At 69.5% G+C, this 21,498-nt stretch carries 21 protein-coding genes; 13 read left to right on the forward strand and 8 right to left on the reverse strand.

The features are described from left to right. Positions 1-15 precede the first annotated feature (15 nt). Positions 16-1,071, forward strand: coding sequence for a cation diffusion facilitator family transporter (locus ACYVLP_RS14380; protein WP_460628025.1), 1,056 nt, complete (start codon positions 16-18; stop codon positions 1,069-1,071). Between the two features lie 17 nt (positions 1,072-1,088). Here ACYVLP_RS14380 and rocD read toward each other — a convergent pair whose 3' ends face one another. Next, the gene (gene rocD / locus ACYVLP_RS14385; RefSeq protein WP_460628026.1) at positions 1,089-2,363 is read right to left on the reverse strand and encodes an ornithine--oxo-acid transaminase; all 1,275 of its coding nucleotides are present in this window, start codon (positions 2,361-2,363) and stop codon (positions 1,089-1,091) included. Between the two features lie 174 nt (positions 2,364-2,537). Here rocD and ACYVLP_RS14390 point away from each other — a divergent pair, with 174 nt between their 5' ends. After that, positions 2,538-3,917 (forward strand): cyclic 2,3-diphosphoglycerate synthase, encoded by a 1,380-nt coding sequence (locus ACYVLP_RS14390; RefSeq protein WP_460628027.1) that lies wholly within the window; start codon positions 2,538-2,540, stop codon positions 3,915-3,917. A 155-nt stretch (positions 3,918-4,072) separates the two neighbouring features. On the opposite strand, the gene ACYVLP_RS14395 is transcribed toward ACYVLP_RS14390, so the two are convergent. Next, positions 4,073-4,429: a VOC family protein gene (locus ACYVLP_RS14395; RefSeq protein WP_460628028.1), complete on the reverse strand. Its 357-nt coding sequence runs from the start codon at positions 4,427-4,429 to the stop codon at positions 4,073-4,075. A 54-nt stretch (positions 4,430-4,483) separates the two neighbouring features. Next, entirely contained in the window at positions 4,484-5,506 is a 1,023-nt protein-coding gene (locus tag ACYVLP_RS14400; RefSeq protein WP_460628029.1) for a LacI family DNA-binding transcriptional regulator, read from the reverse strand. A 197-nt stretch (positions 5,507-5,703) separates the two neighbouring features. Here ACYVLP_RS14400 and ACYVLP_RS14405 point away from each other — a divergent pair, with 197 nt between their 5' ends. The 6 genes from ACYVLP_RS14405 to ACYVLP_RS14430 all read left to right on the forward strand — a co-directional run bounded on the left by ACYVLP_RS14405 (position 5,704) and on the right by ACYVLP_RS14430 (position 11,786). After that, the gene (locus ACYVLP_RS14405) at positions 5,704-6,999 is read left to right on the forward strand and encodes an ABC transporter substrate-binding protein (protein ID WP_460628030.1); all 1,296 of its coding nucleotides are present in this window, start codon (positions 5,704-5,706) and stop codon (positions 6,997-6,999) included. A 100-nt stretch (positions 7,000-7,099) separates the two neighbouring features. Further along, positions 7,100-7,939 carry a carbohydrate ABC transporter permease gene (locus tag ACYVLP_RS14410; RefSeq protein ID WP_460628151.1) on the forward strand — a complete coding sequence of 280 codons (840 nt, stop codon included), beginning with the start codon at positions 7,100-7,102 and terminating at the stop codon, positions 7,937-7,939. Beyond that, the gene (locus ACYVLP_RS14415; protein ID WP_460628031.1) at positions 7,936-8,913 is read left to right on the forward strand and encodes a carbohydrate ABC transporter permease; all 978 of its coding nucleotides are present in this window, start codon (positions 7,936-7,938) and stop codon (positions 8,911-8,913) included. Before ACYVLP_RS14410 ends, ACYVLP_RS14415 begins: the two co-directional genes overlap by 4 nt. 2 nt (positions 8,914-8,915) lie before the next feature. Then, on the forward strand, positions 8,916-9,932 hold the full coding sequence (locus tag ACYVLP_RS14420; RefSeq protein ID WP_460628032.1) for a glycosyl hydrolase family 32: 1,017 nt from the start codon (positions 8,916-8,918) through the stop codon (positions 9,930-9,932). 200 nt (positions 9,933-10,132) lie between these two features. Continuing rightward, positions 10,133-10,570 (forward strand): MarR family winged helix-turn-helix transcriptional regulator, encoded by a 438-nt coding sequence (locus ACYVLP_RS14425; protein ID WP_460628033.1) that lies wholly within the window; start codon positions 10,133-10,135, stop codon positions 10,568-10,570. Positions 10,571-10,928: 358 nt separating this feature from the next. After that, positions 10,929-11,786 (forward strand): SMP-30/gluconolactonase/LRE family protein, encoded by an 858-nt coding sequence (locus tag ACYVLP_RS14430; protein ID WP_460628034.1) that lies wholly within the window; start codon positions 10,929-10,931, stop codon positions 11,784-11,786. A 201-nt stretch (positions 11,787-11,987) separates the two neighbouring features. Here the strand turns inward: ACYVLP_RS14430 and ACYVLP_RS14435 are convergent, their stop codons facing one another. Beyond that, positions 11,988-13,022 carry an NAD(P)-dependent alcohol dehydrogenase gene (locus tag ACYVLP_RS14435; protein ID WP_460628035.1) on the reverse strand — a complete coding sequence of 345 codons (1,035 nt, stop codon included), beginning with the start codon at positions 13,020-13,022 and terminating at the stop codon, positions 11,988-11,990. Positions 13,023-13,257: 235 nt separating this feature from the next. Between ACYVLP_RS14435 and ACYVLP_RS14440 the strand changes: the two genes are divergently transcribed. The 3 genes from ACYVLP_RS14440 to ACYVLP_RS14450 all read left to right on the forward strand — a co-directional run bounded on the left by ACYVLP_RS14440 (position 13,258) and on the right by ACYVLP_RS14450 (position 15,545). Next, the gene (locus ACYVLP_RS14440; protein WP_460628036.1) at positions 13,258-14,163 is read left to right on the forward strand and encodes an SPFH domain-containing protein; all 906 of its coding nucleotides are present in this window, start codon (positions 13,258-13,260) and stop codon (positions 14,161-14,163) included. Next, positions 14,160-14,390, forward strand: a complete 231-nt coding sequence (locus ACYVLP_RS14445) for a type II toxin-antitoxin system antitoxin (RefSeq protein ID WP_460628037.1) — start codon at positions 14,160-14,162, stop codon at positions 14,388-14,390. Before ACYVLP_RS14440 ends, ACYVLP_RS14445 begins: the two co-directional genes overlap by 4 nt. Before the next feature lie 153 nt (positions 14,391-14,543). Continuing rightward, complete coding sequence (locus ACYVLP_RS14450) at positions 14,544-15,545, forward strand: aldo/keto reductase (protein ID WP_460628038.1); 1,002 nt, start codon at positions 14,544-14,546, stop codon at positions 15,543-15,545. Positions 15,546-15,580: 35 nt separating this feature from the next. Here ACYVLP_RS14450 and ACYVLP_RS14455 read toward each other — a convergent pair whose 3' ends face one another. Together ACYVLP_RS14455 and ACYVLP_RS14460 are read right to left on the reverse strand one after the other, a co-directional pair. Next, entirely contained in the window at positions 15,581-16,471 is an 891-nt protein-coding gene (locus tag ACYVLP_RS14455) for an oxygenase MpaB family protein (RefSeq protein WP_460628039.1), read from the reverse strand. After that, the gene (locus ACYVLP_RS14460) at positions 16,468-16,893 is read right to left on the reverse strand and encodes a PPOX class F420-dependent oxidoreductase (protein WP_460628040.1); all 426 of its coding nucleotides are present in this window, start codon (positions 16,891-16,893) and stop codon (positions 16,468-16,470) included. Before ACYVLP_RS14460 ends, ACYVLP_RS14455 begins: the two co-directional genes overlap by 4 nt. A 63-nt stretch (positions 16,894-16,956) precedes the next feature. Here ACYVLP_RS14460 and ACYVLP_RS14465 point away from each other — a divergent pair, with 63 nt between their 5' ends. Continuing rightward, positions 16,957-17,481 (forward strand): 2'-5' RNA ligase family protein, encoded by a 525-nt coding sequence (locus tag ACYVLP_RS14465; RefSeq protein WP_460628041.1) that lies wholly within the window; start codon positions 16,957-16,959, stop codon positions 17,479-17,481. A gap of 179 nt (positions 17,482-17,660) precedes the next feature. On the opposite strand, the gene ACYVLP_RS14470 is transcribed toward ACYVLP_RS14465, so the two are convergent. After that, positions 17,661-17,888, reverse strand: coding sequence for a PLD nuclease N-terminal domain-containing protein (locus ACYVLP_RS14470; RefSeq protein ID WP_452272014.1), 228 nt, complete (start codon positions 17,886-17,888; stop codon positions 17,661-17,663). A 127-nt stretch (positions 17,889-18,015) separates the two neighbouring features. Next, a complete protein-coding gene (locus ACYVLP_RS14475) occupies positions 18,016-19,524 on the reverse strand; it encodes a M28 family metallopeptidase (protein ID WP_460628042.1) in 1,509 nt (502 codons plus the stop codon). Between the two features lie 485 nt (positions 19,525-20,009). Here ACYVLP_RS14475 and ACYVLP_RS14480 point away from each other — a divergent pair, with 485 nt between their 5' ends. After that, positions 20,010-21,479: a DUF4389 domain-containing protein gene (locus ACYVLP_RS14480; protein ID WP_460628043.1), complete on the forward strand. Its 1,470-nt coding sequence runs from the start codon at positions 20,010-20,012 to the stop codon at positions 21,477-21,479. Positions 21,480-21,498: the final 19 nt, after the last annotated feature.

Consider the following 21,498-nt stretch of genomic DNA (forward strand, 5'->3'; position numbering starts at 1 on the left):
GCAAGACTGGCGGGTGTGACGGCTCGAGACGGAGGCGACGGGACCCAGGGTGACGCGGAGCAGCAGGGCGAGCAGCAGGGCGAGCAGCAGGGCGAGCAGCAGGGCGAGCAGCAGCCTGGGAGCGAGAGCCTGCTGACCGTCATCGTCGCGCTGCTGGCGAACGCCCTCATCGCGGTGGCGAAGTCGGTCGTCGCGGTCATCACCGGATCGGCGTCGATGGTCGCCGAGGCCGCACATTCGTGGGCGGACGCGGGCAACGAGGTGTTCCTGCTCATCGCCGAGCGGAAGTCGGCCAAGCCGCGAGACGCCGCACACCCGTTCGGCTACGGCCGCGAGGCCTACGTCTGGTCGATGTTCGCCGCCTTCGGCCTGTTCGGCGCAGGTGCCGTCGTGTCCGTGTGGCACGGCATCACCGCGCTCAGCTCGGGTGAGAGCGAGACCTCGTACGGCTGGGCGTATGCCGTGCTCGGCATCGCCTTCGTGCTCGAGGGCGTGTCCTTCCTCCAGGCGAGCCGTCAGACGCGTGCGGCCGCCCGTCAGCGGGGCATGCACTCGCTGTGGTTCATCGCCAACACGTCCAACCCGACACTCCGGGCGGTGTGGTTCGAGGACTCCGCGGCACTCGTCGGGCTGGTGTTCGCCGGGACCGGAATCGCGTTGCACGAGGTGACCGGCAACGCCGTCTGGGACGCCGCCGGATCCATCGCGGTCGGGCTGCTGCTCGGCGTCGTGGCGATCTTCCTCATCCGCCGCAACAGCGACTTCCTCGTCGGGCAGGCGGCGCACCCGGAGGCGTGGCGGCGGGCGTACGACGAGCTGGTCTCGAGCCCGGAGGTGGAGCGCGTGACGTTCCTTCACCTGGAGTTCGTCGGGCCCGGGCGCGTCTTCCTCGTGGCTGCGGTCGACCTGGTGGGCAACGAGGACGAGGCGACGGTCGCGAACCGTCTCGCGGCACTCGGCCGGCACTTCGAGGAGTCCGACGTCATCGAGCGGGCGATGATCACCCTGTCGAGCACCGACGCACCCACGCTCACCCCGGACGCCCCGCCACCGGCGCGCTCGACGCCCTGACGCGACCCTCCCCGTCGTCAGCGCAGGATGGCGCCGAAGGCCGCGACGATCTGCTCGATGTCGGCATGGTCCGCGACGAGAGGCGGGGCGAGGCGGACCGTCGAGCCGTGGGTGTCCTTCATGAGCACACCCCGCTCGAGCATCCGCTCGCACGCCTCCCGCCCGGTCATCAGACCGGGGTCGATGTCCACTCCGGCCCACAGCCCACGACACCGCACCGCGTCGACACCGCGCCCGACGAGGGAACGGAGGCCGTCGGCGAGGACCTCGCCGAGCAGGCGGGCCCGCTCCTGGAACTCGCCCGTCTCGAGCAGCCCGACCACAGCCTGGCCGACGGCCGCGCCCAGCGGGTTGCCTCCGAACGTCGAGCCGTGGCTGCCCGGGGTGAACACACCGAGCACGTCACGGTCACCCACCACGGCGGAGACCGGGACGATCCCGCCGCCGAGCGCCTTGCCGAGGATGTAGAGATCGGGCACGACTCCCTCGAGGTCGCACGCGAAGGTGCTCCCCGTCCGGCCGAGGCCCGACTGGATCTCGTCGGCGAGCAGGAGCACATCGCGGCGCCGGGTGAGCTCCCGCACGCCGGCGAGCCACCCGTCCGGAGGGATGATGACGCCACCCTCGCCCTGGATCGGCTCGACCAGCACGGCCACGGTGTCCGGGGTGATCGCGGCCTCGAGGGCGGCGAGGTCGCCGTACGGCACGAGGTCGAAGCCGGGTGCGTACGGGCCGTAGTGGTCATGGGCCACCGGGTCGTCTGAGAACCCGACGATCGTCGTGGTGCGGCCGTGGAAGTTGCCGGCCATCACGATGATCCGGGCATTCCCGTCGGGGACGCCCTTGACCTCGTACCCCCACTTGCGGGCCGTCTTGATCGCCGTCTCGACCGCCTCGGCGCCGGTGTTCATGGGCAGCACGAGCTCTTTCCCGGCGAGGCGTGCCAGGTCGCGACAGAACGGCCCGAGCCGGTCGCTGTGGAAAGCCCGGCTGGTCAGGGTGAGGCGGTCGAGCTGCTCGCGGGCGGCCGCCACCAGGACGGGGTGGCGGTGCCCGAAGTTGAGGGCGGAGTAGCCGGCAAGCGCATCGATGTACCTGTGGCCGTCGACGTCGGTGACCCAGGCGCCGTCTGCCGAGGCGATGACGACGGGGAGCGGATGGTAGTTCTGCGCGAGCCACTGCTCGGCGAGCGCGAGGTGCTGCTCGGTGCCGGTGGTTCCGTTGGTTCCGGTGGCGTCGGTGGCGTCGGTGGCGTGGCCGTCCGGGCGCGGGCGTGCTGCGGTGTCGCTCACACCTCGATGGTGACACGCGTGGAGCGGCACGCCGGGCGTCATGAGAGATCGACGACACAGCCGCCCGGTATGCCGGGTGGCCGCGGCAGAATGTCAGTGGCGGGTCCCGCAGCCAGGACTACCCGCAGCAGGGTGTGTCGGTCCCCGCGGTCGACCTCAGCCGTGGAGTCTGACATGACCACGAACCTGCCGCGTCACACCCGACGCGTCGTCATCCTCGGAGCCGCTGGACGCGACTTCCACGACTTCAACGTCGTGTTCCGCGACGACCCGGCATACGAGGTGCTGGCGTTCACGGCCACGCAGATTCCTGACATCGCGGGGCGCCGGTATCCGCCGGAGCTCTCGGGCCCCCTTTATCCCCAAGGGATTCCGATTCTCGATGAGAGCGAGCTGGTCGACCTGGTGATCCGGGACGAGGTCGATGTCGTGGTCTTCGCGTACTCCGACGTTCCGCACGAGAGGGTCATGAACCTCGGGTCGACGTGTGTCGCCGCGGGCGCCGACTTCTGGCTGCTCTCTGCCCGAAACACGATGGTGCGCAGCTCGAAGCCCGTCGTGGCCGTGACGGCGGTGCGCACGGGCGTCGGCAAGAGCCAGACGACGCGCTACGTCGCCGGTCTGCTGCGCGGGATGGGGCTGCGCGTCGTCGCGGTGCGGCATCCGATGCCGTACGGCGACCTCGGCCGGCAGGCCTGCCAGCGGTTCGCCACCCTTGCGGACCTCGACGCGCACGACTGCACGATCGAGGAGCGCGAGGAGTACGAGCCGCACATCGACGCCGGGGGCGTCGTCTACGCGGGGATCGACTACGAGCGCATCCTGCGCGAGGCGGAGCAGGAGGCCGACGTCATCTTGTGGGACGGCGGCAACAACGACCTGCCGTTCTATGCACCGGACCTGCACCTGGTCCTTGCCGACCCGCTGCGGCCCGGAGACGAGTCGACCTACTTCCCCGGGGAGGCGAATGTCCGCATGGCGGACCTCGTCATCGTCGCCAAGTGCGACTCCGCGAGGGCGGAGGACATCGAGTCCGTGGAGGAGGCGGTCCGTCGGCTCAACCCGTCGGCTCTCCTGCTCCGGGCCGACAGCCCTGTGACGGTTGAGGATCCGGGGGCGCTGCGCGGGCGCAGGGTGATCGCGGTCGAGGACGGGCCGACGCTGACGCACGGTTCGATGACATACGGCGCCGGGGTGGTCGGCGCCCGCGCGTCCGGTGCCGCCGCCATCGTGGACCCGTCCCCGTATGCCGTCGGGTCCCTCGCGCAGACGTACGCGAAGTACCCGAACGCCCGGGGAGTGCTTCCGGCAATGGGCTACGGTGCGGCTCAGGTGAGCGACCTCGAGGCGACGATCCGAGCCGCGGTCGACGCCGGCGAGTGCGAGGCCGTCGTCGCCGGCACACCCATCGACCTCACGCAGGTGCTCTCGGTGCCGGTGCCGGTGGTGCGGGCACGCTACGACCTGCGCGAACAGGTCCCGGGCGGGTTGGAGGCCGCCTTGCAGTTCGTGCTCGGGCGCCGCGAGCCCGCGACCACGGTGCCGGCTCCCTAGTGCCGGCTCGCTAGTGCCGGCTCGCTAGTGCCGGCTCGCTAGTGCCGGCTCGCTAGTGCCGGCTCGCTAGTGCCGGCTCCCTAGCGCCTACCCTCGCCTTCGTGCGGGGGTGGCACGCCGGGAGGCCGCCACTCGCGGGCCGGCCGCGTCTCGGATCACTCGACGCAGAGGCAGAACGGGTGCCCGGCCGGGTCGAGGAACACGCGGAAGGTCGTCCCCGGCTGGTGCTCGTGCTTGGTCGCGCCCAGCTCGAGCACGGCTGCCTCGCCGGCATCGAGGTCATCGACGATGACATCGAGGTGCATCTGCTGGGGCACGGACTGGCTGGGCCACTGGGGCGGGGTGTAGTCCTGCACCTGCTGGAAGGAGATGCAGTTCCCGTTCTCCGCGCGGATGTCGGCCCAGTCCGGCGTGGACTCGACCTTCCAGTCGAGCATGGTCCCGTAGAACGTGGCGAGGGTGATGGGGTCGGGGCAGTCGATGACGAAGCTGGGAAAGCGTGCGATAGCCATGGACCGCACCGTACGCGGCGTTGCGGACGATGTACGTCCGGATGGTGGGCGTGATCAGGGGAGGGGAGCGATCGAGCCGCGCACCTGGAGCGGCATCTCGACGAGCTGCTCGCCGCCTGGTGCGTCGGTGTCGATGAGCAGCTCCATCGCACGACGCCCCATCTCCTCGTAGGGCAGTCGCGCGGTGGTCAGCCCGGGCCGGAGGTAGGCCGCGATCTCGTCGTCGTCGAACGACGCGATCGACACGTCGTCCGGCACGCGCAGACCCTTCTCCGCCAAGGCCTGCTGGGCACCAAGGGCGACGCGGTCGTTGAGGCAGATCAGCGCGGTCACGGGCGCACCCGACTCGAGCACCTCCATCGTGCCGTCATAGCCGTTCCACGGCTCCCAGATCTCGAACTCCGCAACCGCCACCGGCCTCGCCCCGGCCTCGTCCAGTGCCCGATGTATGCCGTGGAACCGCCGTCCGATGGTGACCGAGATCCGTTGGTCGGCAATGGCTTTCGGGGCATGGCCGATCACGGCGATGCCGTCGCGGTGCCCGGCGTCGAGCAGCGACCGCGCCACGCGGTAGCCCGCCTCCTCCTCGGAGGGCAGCACGGCGGCATACGTCCTCGGGATCACGCAGTTGGCGGTGACCATGCGGATGGACCCAGGCAGCTTCGGGATGGTGAACCGGCGGGCCGTGAGTGCGCCGAAGATGAGGCCGTCGACCTGACGGTCCACCATGAACGCGAGCGCCTTGGCGAGCTGCTTGGGGTGGTTGCCGGTCTCGGCGATGAGAACGCCATGGTCCTGCTCGTCGGCGACGTCGAGCAGGCCGCGGATCATCGCGGACGCATACCGGGTGACGGTGACCTCGTCGGAGATGAAGCCATACGTGCCGGTGCGTCCGAGCCGCAGGGACCTGGCGGCCGGGTTGGGGCGGTATTCCAGCTCGCGCGCTGCCTCGTGGATCCGCGCGACCGCGTCTGCGGACAGTCGCGAGCCTGGCCGGTTGTTCAGCACGAGGCTGACGGCGGTCTTCGACAGGCCGGCGCGCGCGGCGACGTCGGCGAGCGTCGGTCGCTTGTCCACTGCTACCCCTTTCGGCGGGTCCGCGCCCCGTCGAGCCCGGCCCGGCGTCAGCGTACCGCACAGTAGCCGGGCTGGTGGAGCATATCCGCAGGTAAAAAGGTTTTAGCAAGCTATTGCCTGCGCTCGTGGTGAGCCGCTACCGTCTCGTGCTGAATGGTTTTAGCATCCCGTTGAGACCAGATCACCCGGAGGAACCAATGAAGCTCACCTCGACCAAGCGCCTCGCCGTCGGCCTGCTCGCGCCAGCCCTCGCCCTGTCCATGGCCGCCTGCACCAAGGGCGGTAGCGGCGGGTCGTCCGGCGGCGCCGGCGGCGAGCTGACGATGTGGACCCACAACGCCGGCAACAAGGCTGAGCTCGCCGCGATCACCCAGATCGTGAACGACTACAACGCGAGCCAGAAGAAGTACAAGGTCAAGATCCAGGCCTTCCCGCAGGACTCCTACAACCAGTCCGTCGTGGCGGCTGCGGCCTCGAAGAAGCTCCCGTGCATCCTGGACATCGACGGCCCGAACGTGCCGAACTGGGCCTGGGCCGGATACCTCGCGCCGCTCGAGGGGATGGACGACACTCTTGCCGCCTACCTGCCGAGCACCGTGGGCAAGTTCGACGGCAAGACGTACTCCTACGGCTACTACGACGTCGCGCTCGTCGTCGTGTCCCGCAAGTCGATCCTCGACAAGTTCGGCATCCGCGTCCCGACCGCCGACAAGCCGTGGACGAAGGACGAGTTCACCAGCGCGCTCGAGAAGATCAAGGCGTCGGGCAGCTACCAGTACCCCCTCGACCTCGCGACCAGCTTCACCGGTGAGTGGTGGCCGTACGCCTACTCGCCCTTCCTGCAGAGCTTCGGCGGCGACCTGATCAACCGCACCGACTACAAGTCCGCCGAGGGAGTCCTCAACGGCGACAAGGCAGTCCAGTGGGCAACGTGGCTCCGCGGCCTCGTGACCGACAAGCTCGTCCCGCTCAAGTCAGGCGCCGACCCGGCCAAGGACTTCATCAACGGCAAGACCGCCATGCTGTACAACGGCACGTGGACCGCCACCGACACGCGCAACGCCTTCGGCAAGGACACCCTCTTCCTCCCTCCGCCGGACCTCGGAACGGGCCCGAAGATCGGTGGCGCGTCGTGGCAGTGGGGCATGTCGACCAACTGCTCGGACCCCGCCGGGGCCGCCGACTACATGAAGTTCGCCGCCCAGGACAAGTACGTCGCCAGCGTCTCGCGTGACACGAAGAACATCCCCGCGACGAAGGCCGCCGCCGCCACGGTCGACGGCTACGGCCCCGGACAGCCGAACCAGATCTTCCGCGACTACTCCGAGAAGTTCGCCGTCCTGCGTCCGGTGACGCCCGGATACCCCTTCATCGCAACGGAGTTCACCAAGACGGCGCAGGACATCATCAACGGCGCGGACCCGAAGACCGCTCTGGACCAGGCCGTCAAGGACATCGACGCCAACCAGAAGTCCAACGGCTACTTCCAGTGACATGACGACCATCATTGCTGCCGAGGACACCTCGGCGACGCGGGTGCGAACTCCCAGCACTCCCAAGACCTCCCGCTCGTCGACGACGGTCGCTCTGCTCATGCTGCTGCCGGCGGCCGTGCTGCTCGTGACGTTCCTGATCATCCCGATCGGCCTCACGTTCGGCCTCGCGTTCACGAACGCCCGGCTGATCTCGCCCCGGCCGGCGGAGCTCATCGGCGTCGACAACTTCGTGCGCCTCTTCCAGGACGACACGTTCTGGGCGTCGCTGCGCAACACGATCGTCTTCGCGATCGTCATCGTGCCCGTGCAGTCGGCGTGTGCGCTCGGGCTGGCGGTGCTCGTCAACGTCAAGCTGCGCGGGACGAACTTCTTCCGCACGGTCTACTTCCTGCCGGTCGTCACCTCGATGGTCGTCGTGTCGATGCTCTGGATGTTCATGTACCAGCCGAACGGTCTGATCAACCAGGTGCTGGCCCGGTTCGGCATCCAGGGGCCCGACTGGCTCGGTGACCCGCACACGGCGCTGATCGCGATCATCCTCATGTCGGCGTGGCAGGCCATGGGCTTCCACATGGTCATCTGGCTGTCCGGGCTCCAGACCATCCCGGCGGAGCTCTACGAGGCGGCGGAGCTCGACGGCGCGGGGCGGTGGCAGAGGTTCCGCTTCGTGACGTGGCCCGGCCTGCGGCAGACGCGGACGTTCATCCTGATCACCATCACCATCGCCGCGTTCGCGCTCTTCACGCAGGTGAACATCATGACCCAGGGCGGCCCGCTCGACTCGACGTCGACGGTCGTGCTGATGGCCGTGCGCACCGGATTCCAGCAACAGCAGACGGGCTACGCGTCGGCGATCTCCCTCGTCTTCTTCGTGCTCGTCCTCATCGTGACGCTCGTGCAGCGCTACCTCACTCGAGACAAGGAGGCCACGCGATGACCGCCACCACCACCGGACTCGGCAGCGGCGCCGCACGCGACCCGGGAAGCGCCATCGACACGCTTGCCCATGTCGCGGAGACCGCCCAGCCCGAGGCGCACCGGGCCAACCAGGGCAGGCATCGTCTCCGTCGCGTCCTCGGCATCCTCCTGCGGGCTGCACTCTGCCTGGTGTTCGGGCTGCCGCTGCTGTTCATGTTGGTGTCGAGCTTCAAGCCGGACCTGCAGATCTTCTCCGACCTGAGCAGCATCGATGCGTTCCTGCCCAGTGGCAACCTCTCCCTCGACAACTACACCGGGGTCTTCGACCGGGTCCCGTTCTCGCAGTTCATGATCAACTCGGTAGTGATCTCTGTGGTGACCGTCGTGCTCGGCATCGTGGTCAACTCGATGGCGGCGTTCGCCCTGGCGCGCATCAAGTTCCGGGGCAGCGGCGCGGTCCTCGGCGTGATCCTCGCGACGCTCATCGTGCCTTTCGAGACGCTCGCACTGCCGCTGCTGTGGTGGTCGAACAAGCTGCCCTTCGTCGGCCCGGACGGCATCAGCGAAGGCTGGCTCGACACATACCAGGTCCAGATCATCCCGTTCATCGCGAACGCCTTCTCGATCTTCCTCTTCTACCAGTACTTCGACAGCATCCCGAAGGAGCTGGACGAGGCGGCGAAGGTCGACGGGGCGGGATGGTTCCGGATCTACCGCAGCATCGTCATGCCGCTGTCGGGACCGGCGGTCGCCACGGTCGCGATCCTCACCTTCCTGCCGACATGGAACCAGTACCTGTGGCCGCTCATGGCGGTGCAGACGGAGGAGCTACGGCCGGTCATGGTCGGGATCGACTACTTCAAGCAGCTCAACACCTCGTGGGGGCAGATCATGGCGTATGCCTCGATGATCACCGCTCCCGTGCTCGTCCTGTTCATCGCGTTCCAGCGCGCGTTCATCAACTCCATCGCCTCATCCGGCGTGAAAGGCTGACTGTGTTCTCTCTGCCCGAGGCCTGGGTGTGGGACTTCTGGCTCGTCGACGACGGGACGGACTACCACCTCTTCTTTCTCTACGCCTCGCGGGCGCTGCACGACCCGGACACCCGGCACAACCGGGCGTCGATCGGGCACGCTGTGTCGCCGGATCTCGTCACCTGGCAACGGGTCTCGGATGCGCTGGTGCACTCGGACGCGCCGGCCTTCGACGACCTCGCGACCTGGACCGGGTCGGTGGTGCGGCATCCGGACGGGCGCTGGTTCATGTTCTATACCGGGGCCTCGCTCGATGCGTCCGGGGCCAACATCCAGTCGGTCGGCTATGCGACGTCGTCCGACCTCATGGTTTGGGACAAGGCGCCCGGCCCGGTGCTGGAAGCCGACCCGCGGTGGTACGAGAAGTACGAGCCGGGCCCAGCGGGTCACTGGCATGACGAGGCGTTCCGGGACCCGTGGGTGTTCGCGGACCCGACGGGCAACGGGTGGCACATGCTGATCACAGCGCGCTCGAACGTCGGCCCGGCGACCGACCCGGACGACTCGGTGGACCGGGCGGTCGTCGGGCACGCGTGGTCGCCTGACCTGGAGCGGTGGGAGCTGCGGCCGCCCCTTTCGGCGCCGGGCACGGGTTTCGGCCAGCTCGAGGTGCTGCAGACTGCGGTCGTCGACGGGCGTCTCGTCCTGGTCTTCAACTGCATGGCCGGCGATATGTCGCCTGCGGCCCGGGCTTCCGGGACGACGGGCGGGGTCTGGGTGACCGAGGTGGCCTCGCCCCTGGGACCCTACGACCTCGCGGAGGCGCAGCTGGTGGCCGACGACCGCTGGTATGTGGGCAAGTTCATCGACGACCGCAAGACAGGGGAGTCGAAGTTCATGGCTTTCGTCAACGTGGTGGAGGGGCGCTTCGTCGGTGCGATCTCCGACCCCGTGGTCGCCACCTGGGAGGGCGACCGGCTCGTGCTCGCGTCGCCGCTCGCCCAGGACGTCGAGGATCTGACCTCGCTGGCTCGTTGAGGACGGCTGTCAGCCTGTGCGTTGCTCCATCGCGTGGAGCAACGCACAGCCTCGTCCCCTGATCAGCGTCGGCCCCGGCGAGCACCAACCGCACGCGTATGCCGCCGCGCCAGGTGAGCCGGTCGGGCCTGACTCGCGACTCGGCCGCGCTCTGGTCGCGCCCCGGTCGCCGGGTGGCTCCCTGGTGCATTCTTGGCTCCATGCCGACGCGTCCGACCCCCGAGCTGGGGCTCCTGTTCGACCTGCTGCGCGCGAACGAGCTCATGTCGGCGGTGCTGCGGCAAGCGCTGAGCGGGACGGGCATCACGCCCACCGGTTATGCCGTGACGAGCCTCGTCTACGCGCTCGGCACGACGACCCCTACCGAGCTCGCGGAGATGATCGGCTCGAAGCCGTCCACGCTCACGGCGCACCTGGCCACCCTGGTCAAGGACGGTGTCCTGGCCCGAACGCCGGGCCGGGACGGACGGTCGGTGAATCTCGAGCTCACGGTCGACGGACGGCGGATGCACGAGGCGGCAGTGCGTGAGGTCAGGAAGATGTGGCGACGCCTGTCGCGGAACGTCGACATCCCGCACGCGCGCGAGGTCCTCGCCGAGGTGATCGCTGCACTGGAGTCTGGCGTCGACCCCGCCTGACACGCCTCGGCAACGAATGACCCCTGGGACCAAGCGCTCACTCGACCAGTTCGGGACAGCGGACCGGGTTGGGTGAGCGCTTGGTCCCAGGCTCCTCCGCGGGACTGGCGTGCCGTCAGGTCACGATTGGGACGCGATCACGGATATTTCGGATCCGAACTATTTTCAGGACGGCCGCGACCGGTCATAGTGGTTCGGGCCCGAAGTATTTCGTACAGGGAGGCGTGGCGTGAGAGTTCGCACAGGCGGGGGTCGCCGTGCATCGGTCGCGGCGCTGGTGACGGTGGCGACGCTGGGTTCGCAGGCCGCATGGGCTGACGGGGGCAAAGGACGGTCCGACCTGCCAGGGACGTATGTCGTGAGCACGTCTGAAGGCGTGCTGCCCGAGGGAATCGACGTCACGCCTGCCGGGCGCATCCTGGTCACGTCATCGGCAAACGGCGACGTCTTCGTGGGCAACGTCGCCACCCCGACCCTGAGCATCCTGGCATCGGGGTCGGAGCAAGGCCGAACGAGCGCCCTTGGTGTGCATGTGGACTCGCGCGGGCGGGTGTTCGTCGCCCACCCGGACGGGCTCGACGTGCTCGACGCGAGCGGTGCGCTGGTCGCACGCCGCACCGTGCCAGCGGACCGGGTCGGTGCGGCATACCTGAACGACCTTGCGATCACCCACGACGCGGTCTACGTCACTGACTCCAACCAGGCCATCGTGTGGCGGGCGTCGTTGGTGGGCAACAGGATCGGTGAGCTGGAGCCCTGGCTTGACGCGGGCGCCCTTCGCCCCGACTTCCAGCCCGGCTGGTTCTATCTCAACGGCATCGTCGCATCGCCCGACGGGCGGCGACTGCTGGTCTCGGCCCAGGGTCTCGGAGCGCTCATCCGCGTCGAAGTCGCGACCGGGGACGCGAGCTTCGTTGTGACGGACGGCAGCATCTTCGGGAACTTCGGCCCCGACGGGATGCTGCTCACGGGAGACGTCGTGCGCGGCGTGCTCAACTACGGCGCTCCCGAGACGGGGCAGGGGCTGTATGCGGCCCGGCTGAGTGAGGACTGGCGCTCGGGGTCAGTCGTCGCTCGGGTGACGGACGCGGGGTTCAGCACGCCGACGACGGTGGCGCGGTCCGGCGACCGCTATCTCGTCGTCAACAGCCAGCTGGACACCGCGCCCGGCGCCCCGCCGTGGACCGTTGTAGCCGTGGCCGATCCGGTCGGCTGACGCGCCGCAGCGAAGCGAGGCGCCAAAAACCTGACGCGCCGCCGGCGTTGCCTGGACGTAGCGCAGCGAGTGAGGGACGAGCGAGCGGAGCGGAGGAAGGCAACGCCTCAAAGGCGGCGCGGCACGCGCCGCAGCGAAGCGAGGCGCCAACAGCATGCCGCGGCACGCGCCGCAGCGAAGCGAGGCGCAGAAGGCGCTGGGTCAGGGGACGACGACTGCCCGCCCGCGGAGGGTGCCCGCGTGCAGCCGCTCGTATGCCGTGGGGGCGTCGTCGAGCGAGAACTGCTCGGTCGCGACGTGGATCAGGCCGTCGCGGGCCAGGTCAAGCACCTCGAAGAGCTCGCTGCGAGAGCCCCAGTACGGCGCGCGGACCTTGGTCTCGTAGGGCAGCGTGAAGATGCCGACCGGTACCGCCCCCGGCCCGACACCGACGACGACGATCTCGGAGTCGAAGTGGGTCAGCTTGGCTGCGAGCGACGTCGTGGACTCGATGCCGACGATGTCGAACACCGCCGTCGCACCCCGGCCGCCGTTGAGCGCCCGCACCTGCTCGACCGCCGAGTCGTCCGAGTGGAAGACGTGGTGGGCGCCGACATCCTTGGCCAGCTGGAGCTTGTCGTCAGAGACGTCGAGCGCGACGACGGTCGCCGCAGACATCGCCCGCAGGATCTGGATCGCTATGTGTCCGAGGCCACCCGCTCCGATCACGACGGCGATGGAGCCCGGGATCAGTGCGGGCAGGCTGGGCTTGATCGCGTGGTACGGCGTGAGGCCGGCGTCGGTGAGCGCGACGTTCGCGACGGGGTCGAGGTCACCGAGCGGCACCAGGTGCCGGGGGTCGTCGACGAGCAGGTACTCGGCCATAGAGCCGGGCGCTCCGAGCCCGGGCGGCACGATGCCACGCTCGGCGGCGACCTGACAGTAGTTCTCGGCGCCGGTCGCGCACGTCGGGCAGACGCCGCAGCCCCACGGCCCGTAGACCGCCACCGAGTCGCCCTCCTTGACCGAGGTCACTCCGGCGCCGAGCTCGGCGACGACTCCGGCCCCCTCGTGCCCGAGGGTGAGGGGCAGACCGTAGCTGTACGCCTCCGCCGGCAGGCTCATGACGAACTCGTCCGAGTGGCACGCGCCCGCGGCCGTCACCTCGAGCAGGACCTGACCGGGTCCGGGGCTGGGCTTGTCGACCTCCGTCAGCTGCGGCGGCTTGCCGATCTCCACGTACTGCAGGGCCTTCATCGCCTCGTCCTCTCTGTTGTTCGAGCGTTCGGCACCTGCCTCGATTGCACACCCGGAAGCCCGTCGATGGCACGCCCAGTCGCCCAAGTCGTCTGAGCGTTCCGTCACAACGACGTCCGTCAGCCGGCGGCGGCAAGGGTCGCCAGGCCGGTCTCGGCCAGTCGGTCACCACCGTTGCCACGGTGTTCGAAAAGTGCTATCTATTTGATATCAGTTTTTCCCTCAAGGAGTGCGCATGAACGCCATGCAGTCCCCCGTCAACGAAGGCCCCGTGGGACACCAGGGCGCCCGAGTCGAGATCGCCCAGCGCCCCGCCCTTGCCGTCAACGGCTGGCTCGGCGTCCTCCTCATCGCCATCTGTGTCGCCGTCGGGTTCCTGATCTACGACAGCCACTCAGGCTGGCTCTGGCTGCCGATCCTCGTCGGCGTCCTCGTCGCCACAGCCCTCGTCGTGGTGCCGCCGGGCCAGACCTCCGTCGTCCAGTTCTTCGGCATCTACGTCGGCACCGTCCTCAGGTCGGGCTTCTGGTGGGTGCTGCCGTTGACCATTCGCCGCTCGGTCAGCGTCCGGGTCCGCAACTTCGAGACCAACCGGCTCAAGGTCAACGACGCCGACGGCAACCCGGTCGAGATCGCGTCTATCGTCGTCTGGCAGGTCGCCGACACGGCCCGCTCGACCTACGCCGTCGACGACTACACGAACTTCGTCTCGGTCCAGGCCGAGTCCGCGCTCCGGCACGTCGCGACCAGCCACCCCTACGACGACACGACCGGACGGGGCACCTCGCTGCGAGGCTCCACCGACATCGTCGCCGGCCAGCTCGCCGAAGAGGTCGCCGAACGCGTCGCGATCGCCGGCGTCGAGATCGTCGAGGTCCGGATCTCGCACCTGGCCTACGCACCGGAGATCGCGCAGGCCATGTTGCGACGCCAGCAGGCGAACGCCGTCGTCGCGGCGCGGAGCCGGATCGTCGAGGGTGCCGTCGGCATGGTCGAGATGGCGCTGGCCCAGCTCGCCGAGCACGACGTCGTGGAGCTCGACGAGGAGCGCAAGGCGAGCATGGTCAGCAACCTCATGGTCGTGCTGTGCGGCGACCAACCGCCCTCGCCGATCGTCAACGCAGGATCGCTCTACACGTGACGGACCGTCGGCAGGTGCTGCTGCGCCTCGACCCCGCGGTGCACGACGCGCTGATGCGGTGGGCGGGCGACGAGCTCCGCAGCCTCAACGCCCAGGTCGAGGTGCTGCTCCGTCGCGCGCTCACGGACGCGGGCCGTATGCCGCGCAACGCCGGCCCCCTGCCCCAGCGCGGCCGTCCCCGGACCACCACCGACACCCCGCCCGACACCCCGCCCGAGGGATCCTGACCCCGCAACACACCGAGCAGCTGCACACTTCGACGGTAGTAACCGCAGCACCGTGCAGCTGCCCGGTGTGTTGCCGGGGAGAAGTGGGCGGCACGATGGGGACGGGTCCTCGACGCGGACGGCGCGCCCGAGGACAGCGGCGAAGGAGAGGTCATGGAACAGCGCAAGCTCGGGCGAACCGGGTTCGAGGTGTCGGTCGTCGGTCTCGGGACGTGGCAGCTCGGCGCCGACTGGGGCAACGTGAGCCGCGACGACGCGTTCGCCGTCCTGCAGGCGTCAGCCGACGCGGGCGTCACGTTCTTCGACACCGCGGACGTGTACGGCGACGGCCGGAGCGAGCAGCTCATCGGCGAGTTCCTCCGTGAGCGAGTCGCCGACCTGCCCCGCATCACGGTCGCGACGAAGATGGGGCGGCGGGTCGAGCAGCAGCCGGAGCACTTCGTCCTCGACAGCTTCCGCCAGTGGACCGACCGGTCGCGACGCAACCTCGGCGTAGACCGGCTCGACCTCGTCCAGCTGCACTGCCCTCCCACGGCGGTCTACTCCGACGACGCCGTGTTCGACGCCCTCGACACACTCGTCGACGAGGACGTCATCGCGAGCTACGGCGTCAGCGTCGAGACGGTCGGCGAGGCGCTCGCGGCCATCCGTCGACCCCACGGCGCCTCGGTGCAGATCATCCTGAACGCCTTCCGGCTCAAGCCTTTCGACGAGGTCCTGCCCGCGGCGTCCGAAGCCGGGGTCGGCATCATCGCCCGTGTCCCGCTGGCCTCCGGCCTGCTCTCCGGCCGCTACACGAAGGACACCTCCTTCGCGGCCGACGACCATCGTTCCTACAACCGCCACGGTGAGGCATTCGACGTCGGCGAGACGTTCTCGGGGGTCGACTACGCAACGGGTCTGACTGCGGCGCAAGAGTTCTCGACGCTGGTCGCCAGCGACGCCCCCGACGGCGTCACGCCGGCACAGGCCGCGATCGCCTGGCTGTGGCAGCACCCGGCAGTCACGACCGTCATCCCGGGCGCGCGCAACGTCGACCAGGCACGATCCAACGCGGCGGCCGGGAAGGTCCCGCCACTCGGCCCGGCCTTCGACGCCGGCGTCACTCGGATCTACGACACGCACCTGCGCGAGGCGATCCACCCGCGCTGGTAGTCGCCGGCTCGGCACCGGGCTGGCCGGTCGCCGGGTCAGGCCGCATGCGGGTCCGACGGTCGCCGAGTCTCCAGCCCGGCCAGACCCCACCGCACCGTGCCAGCCCCGAGTCGCCCGAGCGGTCGCCCGACGCAGCGCGCCACGACCTCGGGGACGGGCAGTCTCAGCATCGACCGCGCCCAGCCGGGCAACAGCGAGACGCCGCCCGCCGCGATGACTCCGTAGCCCGGGCGCGCCCACACCGGAAGAGGCGGGTCGAGCAGCAGGAACCGGGCCGCCTCTCGCGCGCCGCCAGTCGCCTCGAGCTCCGGACGGTAGCGGTCGAGGATCTCGGCCAGCCCGGCGACCGTGCGCGGCGGCTCGACGACGCCGAGCAGGCGCGCAGGGGTCCCGGCCTGCTCGACATAGCGGTCCGCCTCGGCGTCGGACAGGGGCGAGGCCCCGAATGCGCGGTATGCCCGCAGGAAGGAGTCGACCTCGGCGACATGGACCCAGAGCAGCAGGTGCGGGTCGCTCGCCCGGTACGGCCGGCCGACGGGGTCCCGACCTCGCACGCGTTCGTGGATGGCCTGGACCGCGGCGATGGCTTCCTCGGCCTGCTCGACGGTGCCGTAGGTCGTCGTCGCGAGGTAGTTGCTCGTGCGCTGCAGCCGGCCCCAGGGGTCGCCCTTGTAGCCGCTGTGACCCACGACCCCGGCCATGGCGAGCGGGTGCAGGGACTGCATCAGGAGCGAGGCCACACCCCCCGAGAACATTGCCGCGTCGGCGTGCACCCGCCAGATCGGGTCGCTCGGCCCGAACCACCGTTCGCCTTCGGCACCCCAGATCCGCTGTGCGCGGGCGGAGGCGTCCTCACCGGCGACCTTGCTGCGCAAGGTCATTCCCAGGTGCCGCTGCACTCCTCGCAGCGCCGCGCCCGCGCTCATGACGTCGACCGGGGCTCCCCGTCCAGGGTGATCCGTATGCCGGCTCGCGGCTTGCGGCGCATCAGCGGTCCCAGCAGGCGCTCGAGGCCGTTCCCGAGACGGGCGGTGACGTACTTGGCCGACATTGCGCGCTTGACGGCCGCAACACCCTCCGGGGTGCGGTCGAGCCGGCCGGTGCCGGAGTAGACGGGTGCGTCCGCGGGAACGACACCACGAATGTCGCACGGCCGCAGCTCGACTCGCGCCGTGTGGGCCAGCCGCTTTGTCTTGCCCTGATGGTCGACGGTGATGACGACCAGGTCGTCACCGTCGCGCGCGATCCACACCGGTGTCGCCACCGGCTCCCCGCTGCGCCTGAAGGTCGTCAGCGAGACGTACTGGTGCGCGGCGACGACGTCGAGGTCGGTCGGGATGGAGTCCACCTCGCCAGCCTAGGTGTTCTGTGGGCCGGAGCGAGTGTGCAGGCGACCGGCGACAATGTGGCCATGGCGCTCGCGCTCTGCCTCCTGTTCGACCCACGTACGGAGCGACTCGTGCGCGAGCTGTGGGCGCGGCTGGAGGCGAACGGCATACGGACCCTGCTGTCCCACACGCACGGGCACCATCATCCCCATCTGTCGTACGCCGTCCTGCTCGACTGGGACGAGGCCGCGGTCCGAGAGGCCGTGGCCGGTCTGCCCGACGTCGGACCGGTCGAGGTCGCGGTGCAGGGGACGGTGCTGTTCCCCCGGGGACGCGCCGCGATGGCGTGCTCGGTGACCTCGGACGTGACGACCCGTCAGGAGCGGGTGGCCTCCGCGCTTGCCGAGACCGGCGCGACGCTGCACCGGCACTACGATCCCGGGCACTGGACGCCGCACGTGTCCGTCTCGACCGGGGTCCGCGCCGACGACCTGGCAGCGGTCGTGAGCGCGGTCTCCGACATGCTGCCGCTCGTGCTCGGGGTCGACCGCGCGGCGCTGATCGACACCTCGGACGGACGGCTCTGGCCACTCGACCGGATCCCGTAGCCGACCGCGGTCAGCCCGTCCGAGCACGGCGTGTCGGCGCTGGACTGTCAGTGGTCGGGTGAAGACTCGAAGCACGACATCGACTTTGACGGTTGGCCCGTTGTGGTACGTGAACCGTCCTGGGAGCCCGGACTCGCCGCGCGAGCCGGGCTCCAGTATCCGACCGAGCTGGGCCGCCGCTACCCGTCAGCGGGTCGCCGTCGGCCGCGCGCGAAGTACGCGATCGGGCCGATCCAGTTGATGGCGATCACGGCCGCCCACTTGCCCTTGCTGCCGTTCACCTCGCTCGCGTCCCTGCGCGCCAGGTCGACCCAGGCCGCCACGGCCAGCGACGCCTGGATGACGCCACTGACCACTACAGCCCGCTGCCGGGCCGGGGACAGGTCCGACCACTTCTGCTTGGCCATATCTCCTCCTCGTGAACGTCACCACCATTCTCGACCCGTGCGCACGCCCTGGATGAGAACGACCACTCAACCGGCAGGGCCGGTCGAGTGGTCGTCGGGATACGAGTCGCTGCCCGGGGGACCGGGATCAGCTCGTCGCGGGGGCGTGCTCGTCGGCGGGCGGGCGGAAGTTGCCCTTCGACTTCGTCCCGTTGATGAGCGCGGTGCTCATCGCGTAGGACAGGACCGCGTGGGCGACCGCGTCGCTGTTCGCGTCGAGTGCCCTGTCGTTGTTGTTGGCGTAGGTGTCGCACGCCTGGTGGTAGCAGGGGTCGTACGCGATCCCCGCGGTCCCACCGAAGAGTGCGGCCTCCTCGGCCGTCTTGATGCCCTCGGCGCCCGTGAACAGGCCACCGGACGGCACCCCGTTGGCGATGAACGGTCCGTAGTCGGACCGTCCGCTGAAGTCAGTCCCCTTGAACGGCAGTCCCCTTGCCGTGAAGAACTGTTCGAACGTCTTCTCGATCTGCGCCGACCCGGCTGGGCCAGGACCGGCACCCGTGGCGTCGGAGTCGTCGCCGTCGTAGATGAAGAAGGCGTGGTTCGGGGAGCCGATCATGTCGAAGTTGAGGTAGAGGGCGATCTTGTTCAGCTCCGCCACAGCGAGGTGGCCGACGTAGTAGGTCGAGCCGACGAGGTTCGACTCCTCCGCCGCCCACCAAGCGAGCCGGACCGTGTTCTGCGGTCTCACCTTGCCGAGGTTCTCTGCGACCTCGAGCAGGGCTGCCGAACCGCTTCCGTTGTCGTTGATGCCGGGGCCGGCATTGACGGAGTCGAGGTGCGAGCCCGCCATGACGACGTTGTTGCGGTTCTTGCCGGGCAGCTCCGCGATGACGTTCTCGGTCGTCGCGATGCCGCGAAGCGTGTCCGTCTTGAGCCGCACGACCAGGCTCGGCGTCGAGACGAGCGTGAAGCCGAGGTCCTGCGTGATGCCGACGGCCGGGAAGTCCGCCGTGAAGTCCGCTCCGAGAGTCCCGTTGAGCGCACCCGGGATGTTGTTGTAGACGATGAGGCCGGCCGCGCCGGCGGCCATCGCGTTGCCCGCCTTGAGGGCGAAGGTGCATGCGACCGGGAAGCCGGTCGGTGTCCCCCGCGACACCAGGGCGATGTTCCCGGGCACGAAGCCGGCCCAGTCGCCGGGGCTGCACCCTCGTGAGTCGCCGGACGGCGTGCCGACCGGTGCTGTCACGTCAGCGCTGCCCGAGTAGGACATGATGTTGTGCTCCAGCACGCCCGGGAACGGTGTCACCTCCTGCAGTACCGACGGCGACAGCGAGACGAAGGTCTGGAACTGGAACGGCTGCCTGGTCACCTGCCAGCCGGCGGCCTGGAGCTTGCCGACGACATAGTCGACCGACTCGTCATAACCGGGCGACCCGGACACCCGGGTGTGGCCGTTGGCGTCGGCGATCGCCTGGAGTGCGGCCTGGTGCTCACGCACGCCCTCGAGCGTGACGCACTCCTGCAGGAGCGCAGACGTGCTGTTGACCCTCACGCCACAGGCGGGTGAGGGTGCGGCGGACGCGGCCAAGGTGCTGAGACCGCCCGTTCCGACGAGTGCAGCCGCCGCGGCAGCGGCGACGGCAGGGCGAGGCATTCGGAGGTTCATGTGTGAGTTGCTCTCTTCCGAAGGTCACGCGCCGGACGTCAACTCCGTCCGGCGAAAGCGGAATTGTTAGCCAGGTGGGTGCGTGCGTCAGGCAGCCAAGGGCGACCCCGATCCGCGGGGCACCGGACCGAGCTGGGTCGCGGACGCGACCGGCCGGCATACGACGGCGAACGGTATGCCGTGCCGTAGTCGTGCGGACCTCAGTGTCCTGGGCATCTGTGTCCCCAAGCAGTGGCGAACTCCCGATCATGAGACCGTAGCGGCCCCGCGGCCGGTCAGGAAGGCCTGGCACCAACGAACTTCGCGTTGGGGCCGTGGCTGTGGCCGTGGCTGTGGCCGTGGCCGTGGCCGAGGGCCGGGCCGTGGCTGGGCGGTGTCTGGCAGGTCACATGACTGCTGGCTCACAGAGCGCCGCCGGGGCAGACCCATCTGGCTAGCGTCGAAGATGTCAGGGGTTCTGGCTGGAGCACACCATGAAACCGCGTCACGTCGTCGCCCTTGTTGTCGGTTCGCTTCTCCTGCTCCTGGGGCTGGGGATGGTCGTCGGCGGTGGTGCGATCGGGGTGATCGAGCTCGCTGCCCGCGACGACGGTGGGTGGCACTCGGTCGACATCGACCGGCTGGCGTCCTCGGGTGTGGCCGTCACGTCCGAGGGCGCGATGGTGCAGATCGACGCACCCAGCACCGTCATGGACCGCCTCGACCTGCAGCTGCGGCTGCGCGTCACCTCGTCGAACCCGGCCGAGCCGGTCTTCGTCGGGGTCGGACCCATGGCCGACGTCGCCTCCTACCTCTCGGGCGCAGCCCACGACCGGGTGACGAACCTCAGCCTTCAGGGTGTGCCGACGTACCGGCACGTGGCCGGAGCGGCCACCGTCGCCCCGCCCGCCACGCAGCCCTTCTGGGACGCCTCGACGACGGGCGCCTCGGCGCGCGAGCTGACGTGGACCCTCAAGCCCGGCAGCTGGACGCTCGCGGTCCTCAACGCGTCCGGCACCAGCGGCGTGACGGTCAGCGCCGTCGCCGCGGTGCGGGCGGGCTCACTGCTCCCGATCGGTGTGGCCACTTTCGTCGGCGGGCTCCTCTTCCTCGCCGGGGGGACCGTCCTCGTGGTCGTCGCCGCACGCGGTGAGCGCCGCGCCGGCCAGACGCCCTCGGGCGGGCCACCCACTGCAGCCGCGCACATCGGCATCCTCCCGTCGCCGGACCGGCCGCTCGTCCTCGAGGCACGGCTGGCGCCGGACCTGTCCCGGTGGAAGTGGCTCGTGAAGTGGTTCCTCGCCATCCCGCACTACCTGGTGCTCACCTTCCTGTGGCTCGCGTTCGCCGTGACCACGCTGTGCGCCTGGTTCGCGATCCTGTTCACCGGCCACTTCCCGCGCAGCCTGTTCGACTTCAATGTCGGGGTGCTGCGGTGGACGTGGCGGGTCGGCTACTACGTCGGCTGGGGTGGCCTCGGCACCGACCGGTATCCGCCGTTCACCCTCCGGGCACTGACTGACGACGACGCCCACCTCGACGTGGCCTACCCGGAGCGGCTGTCGCGCGGCCTGATCTTCGTCAAGTGGCTGCTCCTCGTGCCCCACTGGATCGTGCTCGCCGTGCTCGCCGGCACCCAGTCGCACGTCAACGACAACGGTGTCGTGGTCGGCGGCTGGCCCGGTCTGCTCTCGCTGCTCGCCTTCGTCGCGGGCGTCGTCCTGCTCGTGACCGGGTCGTATGCTGCTGGCCTCTTCGACGTCCTCGTCGGTCTCAACCGCTGGGTCTTCCGAGTACTGGCGTATGCCGCCCTCATGACGGACGTGTACCCGCCGTTCCGCTACGACGGGGGCGGACTGGAGACGACACACCACCAGCCGCCGGGCCCGGCGGCTGGCGGTGCGTCGGCAGAACCACCGGCAGACGCGGTCGTCATGTCACACGGGTCGAGTGACAGCACGTAGGCCCGCCTCGGCCCACCGA

The organism is Intrasporangium mesophilum (assembly GCF_054783095.1).

Coding starts and splice junctions, on each gene's coding strand:
- ACYVLP_RS14440 (WP_460628036.1), top strand. CDS start 13,258: ATGAACGCCATGCAGTCCCCCGTCAACGAAGGCCCCGTGGGACACCAG.
- ACYVLP_RS14390 (WP_460628027.1), top strand. CDS start 2,538: ATGACCACGAACCTGCCGCGTCACACCCGACGCGTCGTCATCCTCGGA.
- ACYVLP_RS14465 (WP_460628041.1), top strand. CDS start 16,957: ATGGCGCTCGCGCTCTGCCTCCTGTTCGACCCACGTACGGAGCGACTC.
- ACYVLP_RS14395 (WP_460628028.1), bottom strand. CDS start 4,429: ATGGCTATCGCACGCTTTCCCAGCTTCGTCATCGACTGCCCCGACCCC.
- ACYVLP_RS14405 (WP_460628030.1), top strand. CDS start 5,704: ATGAAGCTCACCTCGACCAAGCGCCTCGCCGTCGGCCTGCTCGCGCCA.
- ACYVLP_RS14470 (WP_452272014.1), bottom strand. CDS start 17,888: ATGGCCAAGCAGAAGTGGTCGGACCTGTCCCCGGCCCGGCAGCGGGCT.
- ACYVLP_RS14435 (WP_460628035.1), bottom strand. CDS start 13,022: ATGAAGGCCCTGCAGTACGTGGAGATCGGCAAGCCGCCGCAGCTGACG.
- ACYVLP_RS14475 (WP_460628042.1), bottom strand. CDS start 19,524: ATGCCTCGCCCTGCCGTCGCCGCTGCCGCGGCGGCTGCACTCGTCGGA.
- ACYVLP_RS14480 (WP_460628043.1), top strand. CDS start 20,010: ATGAAACCGCGTCACGTCGTCGCCCTTGTTGTCGGTTCGCTTCTCCTG.
- ACYVLP_RS14450 (WP_460628038.1), top strand. CDS start 14,544: ATGGAACAGCGCAAGCTCGGGCGAACCGGGTTCGAGGTGTCGGTCGTC.
- ACYVLP_RS14455 (WP_460628039.1), bottom strand. CDS start 16,471: ATGAGCGCGGGCGCGGCGCTGCGAGGAGTGCAGCGGCACCTGGGAATG.
- ACYVLP_RS14410 (WP_460628151.1), top strand. CDS start 7,100: ATGCTGCTGCCGGCGGCCGTGCTGCTCGTGACGTTCCTGATCATCCCG.
- ACYVLP_RS14425 (WP_460628033.1), top strand. CDS start 10,133: ATGCCGACGCGTCCGACCCCCGAGCTGGGGCTCCTGTTCGACCTGCTG.
- ACYVLP_RS14415 (WP_460628031.1), top strand. CDS start 7,936: ATGACCGCCACCACCACCGGACTCGGCAGCGGCGCCGCACGCGACCCG.